Source organism: Ideonella azotifigens, assembly GCF_021043325.1.
Classification (GTDB): domain Bacteria; phylum Pseudomonadota; class Gammaproteobacteria; order Burkholderiales; family Burkholderiaceae_C; genus Ideonella; species Ideonella azotifigens.
The window spans coordinates 242,271-256,419 of record NZ_JAJNKD010000006.1 but is presented as its reverse complement, the minus strand read 5'-3'; the positions used below and the strand labels follow the sequence as shown (position 1 = coordinate 256,419).

The 14,149-nt window shown below is 68.7% G+C and carries 8 protein-coding genes and 1 tRNA gene; 6 read left to right on the top strand and 3 right to left on the bottom strand.

Annotated elements, in window-relative coordinates; translation table 11 throughout:
• Positions 1-126: 126 nt before the first annotated feature.
• Both LRH25_RS15515 and LRH25_RS15510 read left to right on the top strand, forming a co-directional pair.
• Positions 127-981 (top strand): AAA family ATPase, encoded by an 855-nt coding sequence (locus tag LRH25_RS15515; RefSeq protein WP_141288554.1) that lies wholly within the window; start codon positions 127-129, stop codon positions 979-981.
• 76 nt (positions 982-1,057) lie between these two features.
• On the top strand, positions 1,058-3,091 hold the full coding sequence (locus tag LRH25_RS15510; protein WP_231011539.1) for a S9 family peptidase: 2,034 nt from the start codon (positions 1,058-1,060) through the stop codon (positions 3,089-3,091).
• Between the two features lie 12 nt (positions 3,092-3,103).
• On the opposite strand, the gene LRH25_RS15505 is transcribed toward LRH25_RS15510, so the two are convergent.
• Positions 3,104-4,321: a GGDEF domain-containing protein gene (locus LRH25_RS15505; RefSeq protein ID WP_231011538.1), complete on the bottom strand. Its 1,218-nt coding sequence runs from the start codon at positions 4,319-4,321 to the stop codon at positions 3,104-3,106.
• A 220-nt stretch (positions 4,322-4,541) separates the two neighbouring features.
• On the opposite strand from LRH25_RS15505, the gene LRH25_RS15500 reads away from it, so the two are divergent.
• Genes LRH25_RS15500 through LRH25_RS15485 form a run of 4 tightly spaced genes read left to right on the top strand, consistent with a single transcriptional unit; the run spans position 4,542 to position 12,750 of the window.
• On the top strand, positions 4,542-5,711 hold the full coding sequence (locus tag LRH25_RS15500) for a vWA domain-containing protein (protein WP_141288551.1): 1,170 nt from the start codon (positions 4,542-4,544) through the stop codon (positions 5,709-5,711).
• Positions 5,708-7,765 (top strand): autotransporter assembly complex protein TamA, encoded by a 2,058-nt coding sequence (locus tag LRH25_RS15495; protein ID WP_231011537.1) that lies wholly within the window; start codon positions 5,708-5,710, stop codon positions 7,763-7,765. Before LRH25_RS15500 ends, LRH25_RS15495 begins: the two co-directional genes overlap by 4 nt.
• 13 nt (positions 7,766-7,778) lie before the next feature.
• Entirely contained in the window at positions 7,779-12,077 is a 4,299-nt protein-coding gene (locus LRH25_RS15490; RefSeq protein ID WP_231011536.1) for a translocation/assembly module TamB domain-containing protein, read from the top strand.
• 10 nt (positions 12,078-12,087) lie between these two features.
• Entirely contained in the window at positions 12,088-12,750 is a 663-nt protein-coding gene (locus LRH25_RS15485) for a GntR family transcriptional regulator (protein WP_211361472.1), read from the top strand.
• Here the strand turns inward: LRH25_RS15485 and LRH25_RS15480 are convergent.
• Both LRH25_RS15480 and LRH25_RS15475 read right to left on the bottom strand, forming a co-directional pair.
• Positions 12,738-13,721, bottom strand: coding sequence for an aldo/keto reductase (locus tag LRH25_RS15480; protein WP_141289332.1), 984 nt, complete (start codon positions 13,719-13,721; stop codon positions 12,738-12,740). The two genes, LRH25_RS15485 and LRH25_RS15480, sit on opposite strands and share 13 nt — an antisense overlap.
• Positions 13,722-13,943: 222 nt before the next feature.
• Positions 13,944-14,018: transfer RNA gene (locus tag LRH25_RS15475), tRNA-Arg, on the bottom strand.
• Positions 14,019-14,149: the final 131 nt, after the last annotated feature.

Sequence of the window (14,149 nt, the reverse complement as noted above, 5' to 3'; positions counted from 1 at the left end):
GCTGCACCGGCTTGCGATTTGTCAACGATTATAGGCACGACCTTATACTGATCCGACCCCTGCCAAACCCCTGGCAACACCGCATTTCCAAGTCGTCAAAACTCGGGCTCGCCCCGGCCACACGCCATGAAATTCCAAGGTTCCGACAACTACGTGGCCACCGCCGACCTGATGCTGGCGGTCAATGCGTCGATGACGCTCAAGCGCCCGCTGCTGGTCAAGGGCGAGCCAGGCACGGGCAAGACCATGCTGGCCGAGGAAGCCTCGAAGGCGCTGGGCCTGCCGCTGCTGGAGTGGCACATCAAGAGCACCACCAAGGCACACCAGGGCCTGTACGAGTACGACGCGGTGAGCCGCCTGCGCGACAGCCAGCTCGGCGATGTCGAAACTTCGGCCAAGGTCAAGGACATCCAGAACTACATCGTCAAGGGCGTGCTGTGGCAGGCGTTTGAATCGGAGACGCCGGTGGCACTGCTGATCGACGAGATCGACAAGGCCGACATCGAATTCCCGAACGACCTGCTGCGCGAGATCGACCGCATGGAGTTCCATTGCTACGAAACGCGCCAGACCATCCGCGCCAAGCACCGGCCGCTGGTCTTCATCACCTCGAACAACGAAAAAGAGCTGCCGGACGCCTTCCTGCGCCGCTGCTTTTTCCACTACATCAAGTTCCCGGAGGCCGCGACGATGCAGAAGATCGTCGACGTGCACTTCCCCGGCCTGAAGCAGGAGCTGCTGGCCGCGGCGCTGAAGAGCTTCTATGACGTGCGCAACCTGCCCGGCCTGAAGAAGAAGCCCTCGACTTCCGAGCTGATCGACTGGCTCAAGCTGCTGGTGGCCGAGGACATCCCGGCCGAAGTGCTGCAGAGCAAGGACGACAAGGTCTCGCTGCCGCCGCTGGTCGGCGCGCTGCTGAAGAACGAGCAGGACGTGAGCCTGTTCGAGAAACTCGTCTTCATGCAAAGACAGAACCGCTGACCGTTGTCACGGGCCGCAGCCGCGTTATCGTTGAAGGCTTCCGGCGGCGATCCCGCCGACCCTACAGGAGATGCGTTTGGCCCGTTCCGACAAGACCTTCACCATCGACGCGCTGTGGCAGCTGGAAAGGCTGGGCAACCCCAGCCTGTCGCCCGACGGCGCGCAAGCCGTGGCGACGGTAAGCCGCTACGACATGGAAGAGAACAAGGCCAGCACCACGCTGTGGCTGCTGTCCACGCTGGGCGGCCGGCCGCGGGCGCTGACCCACTGCGGCGACAAGGACGGCCAGCCGCGCTTCTCGCCGCATGAGCACGCCGTCGGCTTCATTGCCCGCCGCGAGCAGCAGGGCAAGAAGGACGAAACGCCGCAGTTCTATGTCATAGCCACCGATGGCGGCGAGGCCCGGCGCGTCGGCGAAGTGGCCACCGGCATCGAGGCCTTCAAGTGGTTCCCGGACGGCAAGCGCATCGCCTTCATCTCCTGGCTCTGGCCCGAGCTGAAGGGCATGAAAGCCCAGGCCAAGCAGCACAAGGCCTTCAAGGACCGCAAGGCCACCGGCTACGTGACCAGCGAATCGGCCTACCGCTTCTGGGACCAGAACCTGCCGCAAGGCCGCGTGCCGCATTTGCTGACGCTGGACCTGGCCAGCGGCAAGGTGACCGACCTGTTCGAAGGCACGCCTTATGAGCTGCCGCGCTTCGACCCGGATGCGACCTGCTTCGACATCTCGCCCGACGGCAAGCGCATCGTCTTCGCCTACGACCCGGCGCCGGAGAAGAAGGTCGACGGCCGCTTCGCGATGGTCGAGCTGGACCTGCGCCAGCGCCGCTTCCGGGAGCTGGTGCGGGACGCGGACTGGGACACCGCCGCGCCCCGCTACAGCCCGACCGGTGATCGCATCGCCTTCCTCGCCTCCCACCAAGGCCGCAAGCACACGATGCCAGCGCAACTGGCGGTCTTCGAGGACGAATTCGGCAGCTGGGAAGTGATCAGTGCCCAGTGGGACCACGCGGTGAACGCCCCTCTGCTGTGGGAGGACGATGGCCAGGCGGTGCTGTTCACCGCCGAGCAGCAGGGCCGCAGCCACGTCTGGCGCTTCGACCTGCCGGACCGGCGCGCCGAGATCGTCGTGCAGGGCGGCACCGTGACCGGTTTCGACAAGGCTTCAGGCACGCTGGTCAGCCTGGCCGACACCGCCCAGCACCCGGCGCAGCTGTGCGCCCATGCGCCCGGCGAAAAGCCGCGCCGCATCGAAAGCTTCAACGACGAGCTGCTGGCCCGCTACACGCTGGGCCACCACGAAGAGGTGTGGTTCACCGGCGCCGAGGGCGACAAGGTGCAGATGTGGCTGCACTTCCCACCGGGCTTCGATGCGAAGAAGAAGTACCCGGTGCTGCACAGCATCCACGGTGGGCCGCACACCGGGCCGGGCGACAACTGGCACTACCGCTGGAGCAGCAAGCTGTTTGCCGCGCAAGGTTATGTGGTGGCCAGCGTCAACTATCACGGCTCGTCAGGCTTCGGCCATGCGTTCCTGGACAGCATCACCCATCGCTGGGGCGAGCTGGAGCTGCAGGACGTCGAGGCCGGCACCGACTGGCTGCTGAGCCAGCGCTGGTGCGACCCGGCGCGCGTGTTCGCGTCAGGCGGCAGCTACGGCGGCTACATGGTGGCCTGGATGAACGGCCATGTGAAACCCGGCCGCTACGCCGCCTATGTCTGCCACGCCGGCTGCTTCGACTGGACGGCCATGTTCGCCGACGACGCCTGGAGCTGGCATGCCAAGGAGTTGGGCGCCTGGTACTGGGAAGACCCGGCCAAGGTCGGCGCGCAAAGCCCGCACGTGTTTGCGGCCAACTTCAGCACGCCGACGCTGGTCATCCATGGCGCACTGGACTACCGCGTGCCGGACCAGCAAGGCCTGGCCTACTACAACACGCTGAAGGCGCGTGGCATCGACAGCCGGCTGCTGTGGTTCCCGGATGAGAACCACTGGGTGCTCAAACCGCGCAACAGCCAGCTCTGGTACCAGGAGTTCTTCGCCTGGCTGCACCGCCACGACGTGACGCAGCAAAAGGGCAAGGCCAAGGCCAAGCGCGGCAAAGGCTGAAATCGGGCGCGCTCAGGCGCTGGCGGCCACCAGCGTCAGGCCGCCTGAATCGAGCACGCCCAGCACGACACGGTTGCGGCCGCCCGCCTTGGCCTGGTAGAGCGCGGCGTCGGCCTTGAGCTGCAGCTGCTCCAGCTTGTAGAGCCGGCAGGCGGCGGCGGGCAGCACTGCGGCGCCAATGCTGACGGTGAGCGTCAGCGGCAGGTCGTCGTGCACCAGCTGCATTTGCGCCACTGCCTCGCGCAGGCGTTCGGCCGCCAGCCGTGCGCCTTCGAGGTCGGTGTCGCCCAGCAGCAGGCCGAATTCCTCGCCGCCCAGCCGGGCCACTGCATCGGTCGCGCGAGCGGTGGCCTGCAGTGTGCGGGCAATTGCGGCCAGCGCGCGGTCGCCCACGGCGTGGCCGTGCCGGTCGTTCAAGTGCTTGAAGTGATCGATGTCGACCACCAGCAGCGCCGTGTCGCGTGGGGTGCGGCGCAGGCGCTGGCGCTCCTGCAGCAAGGCATGGTGCCAGGCGCGGCGGTTCAGCAGCGCCGTCAGCGCGTCGTGGTGCGAAAGCTCGTGCAGCTTGCGCACCAGCCGCAGCACCACGAGGTAGACCAGCGACAGCTGGAACAGCGTCGAGAAAGCGGCCAGCAACAGCAGCACCGCAACGTTGATCGGGTTGTCGGCCGTCATCACCGACTGCTCCGGATGGCTGGCCCGCAGTGCCACCGCGACCGCCCTCGCGCCCAGGCCAATGCCGAGCACGACCACCGGCCCGGCCAGCAGCCAGGCGCCGACACGGCCGAATTCGCGTTGGATCGCACCCAGCATCTCGCCGCCCATGCGCAGCAGCACCATGGACACCAGCGTCGACTGCATCACCATGCGCATGGCCGCATTGGGTGCGTCCAGCCCGGTGACGACCAGCGCCAGCGCGCCGGTCGACAGGATCAGCAGGCCCTCGCCGTCACGCGGCGGGTACTGCGCGAAGCGGGCCACGCCGCGCCGCGCCAGCAGCGCAGCGGCCAGCAAGCTCATGTTGGCCATGGGCACGCCCAGCGTCGGCGGCAGCCCTGCGGGCATCGCCAGGAACACGAAGGAACCCAGCGACAGCAGCAGGCAGTAGCCGGCCCAGTGCAGCGCGGCGCTGCGCTGCAGGCCCAGCAAGGTGCCTGCCATCGCCCAGCTGGCAGCGTAGAAGAGGTGCATGCTGGCCTGCAGCAGCAGCAAGGCAATGGTGGCGGTCATGAATGCGGGCGGTTCCTCGATGCCATATCGGCCTTTTTCCGAACCCGCTTGAGCGCCTGCCAGCCGGTCGGCCCAGCGCCCGGGCCGGCAGCGGTGTTTCTCGGTCGAAGGGCGCGGTATTCTCGGCCTTCGGCACAATGGTCCGGCCATCCGCCTGCCCCGGCCGAGGATTCATGGCGCCAAGTGCTGCGCCCCGCTGTCCCAGACCTTCTTTGCCGCCATGCTGATCAACTTCTTCTACACGCTGCGCGCCGCCAAACTGCCGGTCTCGGTCAAGGAGTACCTGACGCTGCTGGAAGCTTTGCAACTGGGTGTGATCGGCCCGTCGGTGGACGACTTCTACTTCCTCGCCCGCACCACGCTGGTCAAGGACGAAACCCATTTCGACAAGTTCGACAGGGCCTTCGGCGCCTACTTCAACGGCGTGCAGATGCTGACCGACTTCGGCAAGGAGATTCCGGCAGAGTGGCTGCAGAAGCTGCTGGAAAAGGAGCTGACGCCCGAGCAGAAGGCCGCCATCGCGAAGATGGACTGGGACGAGCTGATGGAGACGCTGAAGAAGCGCCTCGAAGAGCAGAAGGAGCGCCACGAGGGCGGCAACAAGTGGATAGGCACCGGCGGCACCAGCCCGTTCGGCCACGGCGGCTACAACCCGCAGGGCGTGCGCATTGGCGGCCCTGGGCGCAACAAGAGCGCCGTGAAGGTGTGGGACCAGCGCGCCTTCCAGGACTATGACGACAGCCGCGAGCTGGGCACGCGCAACATCAAGGTCGCGCTGCGCCGGCTGCGCCGCTTCGCCCGCGAGGGCTCGGAGCTGGAACTGGCGCTGGACGACACCATCCACGCCACCGCGGCCAACGCCGGCTTCCTGGACATCAAGATGGTGCCCGAGCGGCACAACAAGGTGAAGGTGCTGCTGATGATGGACGTTGGCGGCACGATGGACGAGCACATCCACCGGGTCGAGGAGCTGTTCTCGGCCGCCAAGAGCGAGTTCAAGCACCTGGAGTTCTACTACTTCCACAATTGCGTCTACGACTTCATGTGGAAGAACAACCGCCGCCGCTATGCCGAGAAGAGCCCGACCTGGGAGCTGATCCGCAAGTACAACAAGGACTGGCGGCTGATCTTCGTCGGCGACGCGACGATGAGCCCGTACGAAATCCTGCAGCCCGGCGGCAGCGTCGAATACAACAACGAGGAGCCCGGTGCCGAATGGCTGCAAAGGCTCACCCATGCCTTCCCCAAATACGCCTGGATCAACCCGGAACCCCAAGGGGTGTGGCAGTACCGGCAAAGCATCGGCATCGTGCAGCAGCTGATGCAGCAGCGCATGTTCCCGCTCACGCTGGCGGGGCTGGAAGGAGCGATGCGGCTGCTCAGCAAATGAAGCGGCTGCGTCACGCGGTCCTGCTGTCGGTGCTGGCCACGGGTGTGTGGCTGGCGACCGGCTGCGCCGACCTGCGTTCGATGGATTCGGCCGCGCAAGCCTCGGCAGCCGCAGCTTCGGCTGCGCCGCCCGGCGCGCTGCCAGTCACGCCGGCCAAGCCTGCCGCCGCGGCGGTGGCCAAGCCTGTGGCGGCCGCGGCGTCAGGCCAGGTCGCGGCGCGGGCCGCCGCCAATGCCGACGAATCCGCGCACGACGCAGTGGCCGCGAACGCCCCGGCCTCCGCCGCCAGCGATGCCGAAGATGACGCCAGCCAGGTCACCGGCCTGGTGCCCAAGCTGACCGTGAAGGCACCCCAGCCCTTGAAGCAGCTGCTGGAAAACTACCTGGACCTGCAACGCGCCGCCGCGCTGCCCACTGCGCAGCAGATCAGCAACATCGAATGGTCGCGGCTGATCGCCGCGCTGCCGCCGCAAGCCGAGGACCTGGCCAAGACCGAGGGCTATTTTTCGGCCAATGCCATCGTCACACGCGAGCCCGAAGCCGCGGGCCAGCCGCCCAAGGTCACCTTGACGGTGGAGACCGGGCCGCGCGCCAGGGTCGGCCGGGTCACGCTGGAGGTGCAAGGCCCGCTGGCCGAGCAGGCCGAAGCCGGGGTGGCCGAGGCACAGCAGGTGCGCGACGCGCTCAAGCGCGACTGGGCGCTGGCGACCGACGCCGAATTCAGCGCCGACGCCTGGAGCGACGCCAAGAACAGCACGCTGGCCCAGCTGCGCGCCGCCGGCTACGCCGCGGCGAGCTGGAGCGGCACCGCGGCCGAAGTGGACGACACGCAGCACCGCGTGCGCCTGTTCATCGTGGCCGACAGCGGCCCGCTCTACCGCGCCGGGGACTTCGAGATCACCGGCCTGGTCCACCACCAGGCCGAGCAGGTGCGCGGCATGGCCGGCTTCCCGCGCGGCGCCACGCTGACCGAAAACCGGCTGCAGGAATTCCAGGAGCGGCTGAGCAAGGCCGGGCTGTTCGACCAGGTCACCGTGACCATGGACCCGGACCCTGCGCAGGCCGACCATGCCACCGTGCAGGTGCACCTGAAGGAAACGCCGCTGCAGTCGGCCGTGACCGCCATCGGCATCAGCGCCACCAGCGGGCCGCGTACCACGCTGGAATACACCCACCGCCGGGTCTTCGGCTACGCGCTGACCTCGCGCAACAAGCTCGAATGGGGCCGCAACCGCCAGGCCTACGACGGCGAAGTCTCGACCCATCCGGACGAGCGCTTCAGCCGCGACCTGGTCGGCGCTTCGGTCGAGCGCCTGTGGACCGACGACGACATGGTGCTGTCGCAGCGGCTGCGCGTGGGCCGCTCGCTGGAAAAGCCGAAGTTCGACCGGCTGAACTACCTGGAAGCCGAGCGCGCGGTCGAATGTGTGCGCGACAACGGCGCGCTGGTCGACTGCGAGAAACTGGCCGCCCTGTCGGCCAACACCCACAACACCTGGCGCGAGGTCGACAACGTGCTGCTGCCCACCGAGGGCTATACGCTGGCCACCGAGTTCGGCGGTGGCCTGGCCGATGGCAATGCCAGCAAGCGCGGCGTATTCGCCCGCGCCTACGGCCGCGCCACCGGCTACTGGCCGGTGGGCAGCTGGTACACCCAGGCACGGCTGGAGCTGGGCAAGGTCTTCACGCCGGCCGGCGTGCAGGTGCCGGATTCGCAGCGCTTTCGCGCCGGCGGCGACAACTCGGTGCGCGGCTACCCCTGGCGCACGCTGGCTCCGGCCACCGCAGACGGCGGCGTGACCGGCGGCCGGCTGCTGTTCACCAGCAGCGTGGAAGCCGCCCACCCCATCCTCGCCTCGCTGCCCTCGGTCTGGGGTGCGGTCTTCATTGACGCTGGCCGCGCCGCTGACCAGTTGCCCGAGCTCAAGCCCGCGCTGGGCTACGGCCTGGGCGTGCGCTGGCGCAGCCCCGTCGGCCCGCTGAGCCTGGACTGGGCCTGGGGCCAGGAACTGCACCGCGGCCGCATCCACCTGAACGTCGGCGTGGCCTTCTGAGCACCTGCATTCCATGTCCGATTCCCCCAGCACCGAAACCGACACCGCGCCCCCCGCGCCAACGCGCGCGCAGCGCCGCTGGCTGCGTCGCCTGGCCTGGTCGCTGGGTGGGCTGCTGGTGGCACTGGTCGTGCTCGTGGGCAGCGGCCTGGGCTGGCTGTGGCGCAGCGAACCTGGCACCTACTGGCTGCTGACCCAGGTGCCCGGCCTGAAGCTGGACAACTGGCGCGGCGCGCTGGGCGGCGATGCGCTGACCGCCGATCGCCTCACGCTGACGCTGGGCGCCGGCGAACTGGTGATGGAGCAGGTTTCGCTGGACGGCCTGCGCTGGACCTGGCGGCCCGATGCGCAGGCCTGGGCCGGCATTGCAATGAAGCACCTGAGCGCCCGCAGCGCCCAGTGGCACTCGAAAACCGCCGCGACCCCGGCCACCCCGCCCAGCGGTGCGCCCAAGAACCTGCGGCTGCCGGTGCAGTTGCTGGTGGACGAGCTGCGCGTGGCCAGCCTGCAGGTCGACACCCTGCCGCTGCTGCGCAACCTGCAGGCCAAGCTGCATCTGGGCGCCAAGGGTGGCAGCCAGCACCAGATCGCCATCGCCCAGCTCGACAGCGACCGCTTCCAGCTCAGTGGCGCTGCCAGCCTGCTGACCGAAGGCGCGATGACGCTGCAGTCCCAGCTGGCGCTGCACAGCCAGCCCGGCAGCAGCCCGGCCTGGCAGGCCAAGCTGAACGCCCACGGCCCGCTGGCCGACCTGGCTGCCGAAGCCGAGCTGCAAGGCCAGGCGGTGGCCGGCAAGACTGCGCCCAGCGTGCGGCTGCAAACCCGGCTGCAGCCGTTTGCCCCGTGGCCGCTGGGCGAGCTGAACCTGAAGACCGAAGCGCTGGACCTGGCGGCGCTGGTCAGCAACGCGCCGCACACCGCCCTGCGCGGCACCGCCACGCTGCACAGCAGCGGGCTGAACCAGCCCGCCCAGGCCGAGCTCAGCCTGCACAACGACCAGCCAGGCCGCTGGGACGAACAACGCCTGCCGGTGCGCGAGCTGAGCCTGCGTGCCGCCGGCACGCCGCAGCCGCTGAGCGAACTGCGGCTGGAGAACCTGTCCATCGAGTGGGCCAACGGCCAGGCCGCTGCTGGCCGCTGGTCCGGCGACGGCCGCTACCTGGTCGATGCCAAGGCCGGCAGCGCCCGCGCAGAGCTGGCGTTGAAGCTGCAGCAATGGCAACCCGCCGCGCTGGACAAGCGGCTGCCGGCGCTGCTGCTCAGCGGCCCGATTGACCTTGCGCTGGCGCCGGTGCCCGCACCCGGCGCAACCGCCGCGTCAGCCTCAGCCGCCTCGGCCCCCACGCCGCCGCCGGCCGCCGATCCGGTGCTGTCCGTGCTCGCCAAGCTGACCGGCCAGCTGCAAGGCCGCCAGGGTCCGGCCGGACAAGGCCGTGGCGACCCGACGCCGCCGGTCTCGCTGCAGCTCGACACCCAGCTCTCCACCCACGAGGCCTTGATCAACACGCTGGAGCTGAAGGCCGACGCGGCCTCCGCATCGCTGAAAGGCCGCATCGAGCGCAGCCCGGACGCGCGGCTGCGCTGGCAGCTCGCCGGCCAGCTGCAGGCGCTGGACCTGCGCGTCTGGTGGCCGGGCGCTGCCAACAGCGCCTGGCAACAGGCACCGCAGCAACTCAACGCCAGCCTGGACAGCCAGGCCAGCCTGCCCGAAAGCGCGCTGGAGGCCGCCGCCCAGGACCCCAGCGTTTTGTGGCGCGCGCTGCGCGGCCAGTTGGCGCTCAAGCTCACCCCCAGCACCTTCGCCGGCCTGCCGCTGCAAGGCAGCCTGCAGTTGAAGAACGACGACCAGCAGCAGCAGGCCGACGCCGAACTGCTGGCCGACGACACCCAGCTGCAGGCCAGTTGGCGCGACAACCCCGGCAGCGACGGCCGCGGCAGCCTGTCATTGAAGGCACCGCACCTGGCCGCGCTGGCGCCACTGGCCAGGCTGCAGGCGGCCACCAGCGCCTGGGCACCCAGCGCCGGCGGGCTGGATTTGCAGCTGGGCCTGCAGGAAACCGCCGGCCAGGCCGGCCACTGGCAATGGCGTGCCGATGGCACGGTCTCCGCCCTGCAGGCCGGCACGCTGAAGCTGGACAAGGCGCAGCTGCACGGCAAGGGCGACGTGGGCGGCGACTGGCCACTGGACCTGCAGCTCGACGGCAGCCAGCTCATCGTCGGCCAGGTCAAGCTGAACCAGCTCAAGGCCTCGCTGAACGGCGGCCTGGCGCAGCACCAGCTGCAACTGACACTGGACAGCCCGGTGCAGCCGCCTCACTGGCTGCAGCAACTGGCCGCCAACGGCCAAAAACCCGGTGCGAAGCTGCAGCTGCAACTCGCCGGCCACTATGCCCGCAATGCGCAAGGCAGCGCCGACTGGACCGGCCAGCTGAGCCAGCTGCAGCTGCGCGGGGTGCAGGCCAACAGCCAGGCGAATGGCCAAGCGAATGGCCAAGCGAATGGCCAGGACTGGCTGGCCGCACGCGAGCTCAGCGCGCAGCTGCACTGGGAGCCCGACGGCCGGCTCAGCCAGGCCCAGCTGTCGCCCGGCGAGCTCTCGCTGCTGGGCACCGCGCTGCAATGGAGCGAAGCCCGCTTCAGCCAGCCCGCGGCGGACCGGCCCCCGCTGCTGGCGCTGCAGGCCAAGCTGAAGGAAACCAGCGTCGCCCCGCTGCTGCAGCGGCTGCAGCCGGATGCCGTGTGGGCCGGCGACCTGAAGCTGGGCGGCCAGCTGCAGCTGCGCTATGACGGCAGGCTGGAAGCAGAAGCCGTGATCGAGCGCCTGAGCGGCGACCTGGCGCTGGACGAGGACGGCCTGCTGTCCACCACGCGCCAGTTGCCGCTGGGCCTCACCGACCTGCGGCTGAGCCTGAAGGCGCACGATGGCAGCTGGCAGTTCACCCAGGCGCTGGCCGGCCAGTACCTGGGCGCACTGGGTGCCGCGCTGTCCATCCAGGCCGGGCCGGACCAGCTGTTGCCTGCCAGCAGCTCGCCGATGCAGGGCACGCTCACCTTGCAGGTCACCAAGCTCAGCGCCTGGGCGCCGTGGATGCCGGCCGGCTGGCGCCTGGGCGGCGAGCTGGCCAGCTCGGCGAAGATCGCCGGCACGCTGGGCGCACCGGAAATCTCCGGCGAGCTGACCGGCCAGCGCCTGAGCGTGCAGAACCCGCTGCTGGGCGTGTCGCTCACCAATGGCCAGGCCAGGCTGCTGCTGGAAGGCCAGCGCGCACGGCTGGAGCAGCTGGCATTCAAGGGCGGCGACGGCAGCATCAGCGCCACCGGCACGGCAGAGTTGGGGGCCAAGCCCTCGGCCAAGGTCAGCATCGAGGCCCAGAAGTTCAAGGCGCTGGGCCGCATTGACCGCACCATTGTTGCCAGCGGCCAGGCCCAGCTCGGGCTGGACAAGGACACGCTGAGCCTGAACGGCAACGTCACGCTGGACGAAGGGCTGATCGACATCAGCCGCGGCGACGGCCCCACGCTGCCCGAAGACGTGGTCATGGCCAGGACCGAGGCCGAGGAAGCCGCGCAGGACGACAAGGCCAACGGCCAGAGCCAGCGCGTGACCCAGCTGGCGCTGCAGCTGGACCTGGGCCAGAAGCTGCGGCTGCGCGGCAAGGGCATCGACACCGGGCTGCAAGGCGCACTGAAGATCACCAACCCGCGCGGCAAGCTGGCGGTCGCCGGCACGGTGCACACGGTCGGCGGCAACTACGCGGCCTATGGCCAGAAGCTGCAGATCGAGCGCGGCAGCATCCTGTTCACCGGCCCGGTGGACGACCCGCGGCTGGACATCTACGCGATCCGGCCCAACCTGGACGTGCAGGTCGGCGTGCTGATCACCGGCACCGCACTGAACCCACGCGTGCGCCTGGCCAGCGACACCGAGATGAGCGACACCGACAAGCTCAGCTGGCTGGTCATGGGCCGCGCCCCCGAAGGCCTGGGCCAGGCCGACACCGCGCTGCTGCAGCGCGCCGCGCTGGCCCTCTTGATGGGCAACAGCGGCAGCCCCACCGACAACCTGCTGGAAAACATCGGCCTCAGCGACTTCTCGCTGCGCCAGGCGGCCGGCGAAAACAACGTGCAAACCACCGTCGTCACCGTCGGCAAGCAGCTCACGCGCCGCTGGTACGTGGGCTACGAACGCGGCGTCAATGCCGCCACCGGCACCTGGCAGCTCATCTACCGCGTTGCCCAGAAGTTCACGCTGCGGGCGCAGTCCGGAGAGGACAGCGCCCTTGATGCCATCTGGACCTGGCGCTGGGATTAGCGGGGACATTGTGTCCAAGCCCGAGTCGACACTGTTCAGTGACGCACAAGGCGTGGCCAAGGCACTGGGCGAGGACATCATCTTCGGCCGCCTGCCGCCCGGCAGCCGCCTGATCGAAGACCCGCTGATGGCGCGCTTCGGCGCCACGCGGCATGGCGTGCGTCAGGCGCTGGTGGAGCTGGAGCGCCTGGGCATCGTGGTGCGCGAGAAGAACAAGGGCGCCAGCGTGCGGGCGCTGGCGCCGACCGAGGTGCGGCAGATCTACGAGGTGCGCGAGCTGCTGCAGCGGCAGGCCGCGCTGCACATTCCGTTGCCGGCCGAGCCTGCACTGGTCGAAGCGCTGGAGGCCTTGCACACGCAGTTCCTGCAGCATCTGCGGGAGCGTGACTTCAGCGCGCTGCATCGCGTCAACGACGCGTTCCACCTGACCTTGTTCAGCGGCTGCGGCAACCCGTACCTGGTGGCCTCGATCCGCCACTACATGGGGTTGAGCCTGCCGGTGCGCGCCCAGCGCACTGCGATGGCGGGCCATTCGGAAGCCGCGGCAGAGGAGCACCTGGCGATGATCCAGTTGCTCAAGGGCAGCGACAGCGTGGCACTCGCCGAGCTGTGTGTCGCCCACTTGCAGCTGGCGAAGCTCGACTACCTGCAGGGCGCCGATCACCAGAGGTGATGCACCAGCGGCTTGGCGTATTGTGCGTAGATTGCGCCCACAGCCTGCATCGTCGCGTCAGGCAGCGGCGGCAGATCGGCCGAGCGCACGTTGTCCTCGACCTGGGACGGCCGGCGGCCGCCGGGAATCGCGCAGGTCACGGCCTGCTGCATCAGGATCCAGCGCAGTGCAAATTGCGCCAGCGTCTGCCCGGCCGGCACCAGTGGCCGCAAGGCCTCGACCGCGGCCAGGCCGCTCTCGAAATCCAGCCCGGAGAAGGTCTCGCCCTTGTCGAAGGCCGCGCCTTCGCGGTTGAAGCTGCGGTGGTCGTCGGCCTCGAACCGGGTCTGGCGCGAGATGCCGCCCGACAGCAGCCCCGAGGCCAGCGGCACCCGCGCCAGGATGCCGACGCGGCGCGCCAGCGTCTCGCGGAACAGCAGTTCGGCCGGCCGCTGGCGGAAGATGTTGTAGATGATCTGCACCGTCTGCACGCCAGGGAATTCGATTGCCTTCAGCGCCTCCTCGACCTTCTCGACGCTGACGCCGTAGTGGCGCAGCTTGCCAGCGCGCACCAGGTCGTCCAGCACGCCAAAGACCTCGGGCAGGTAGTAGACCGGCGTTGGCGGGCAGTGCAGCTGCAGCAGGTCGAGGACCTCGGTGTTCAGGTTGCGCAGGCTGCGCTCGACAAACGCCGTCAGGTTCTCCCGGTTGTAGCCCTCGGCCACGTGAGGGCTGAGCCGGCGGCCGGCCTTGGTGGCCACGTAGAAGGGTTCGCTGCGCTCCTTGCGCAGCCGGGCGATCAGCCGCTCGCTGTGGCCGTCGCCGTACACATCGGCGGTGTCGAAGAAATTGATGCCCAGGTCCAGCGCTCGGTGCAGCGCGGCCATCGATTCTTCGTCGTTCACCTGACCCCAGGTGCCGCCGATGGCCCAGGCGCCAAAGCTGATGGTCGACACCTTCCAGCCGGTACGGCCGAGTTCACGGTATTGCATGGGACAGGTCTCCGAAGCACAGGAATTGGATTATCGATAATCCTAACCCAGACGAAACATGGCCTGCCTCCGCCTCCAGATGCGCAGCGCAACGCTGCCTGCTGCGCGGCGGGCGATCCAATGAGAAAACATGTTGAACGCGAGAAGACGCGCTTGGCGGGCGGCATGCCCTTGATTTCGGCCAGTTTGAGCGCAGATGCGCTGTGTGGTCGGCGGCCGAAATGGTGGCCCCACCAGGAATCGAACCTGGATCTGCCCCTTAGGAGGGGGCTGTTCTATCCATTGAACCATGGAGCCGACCGGCGCGCATTGTGCCTCAGCTGCGCGCGTCGATTGACGCGGAGCCGGGGTGACGCAGCGAAGGCTGGCCTGAAAAGTGAGCGCAGTGAGTGTTGGCTCACGCCAATAGCCTTCAAAAACAAGCAACT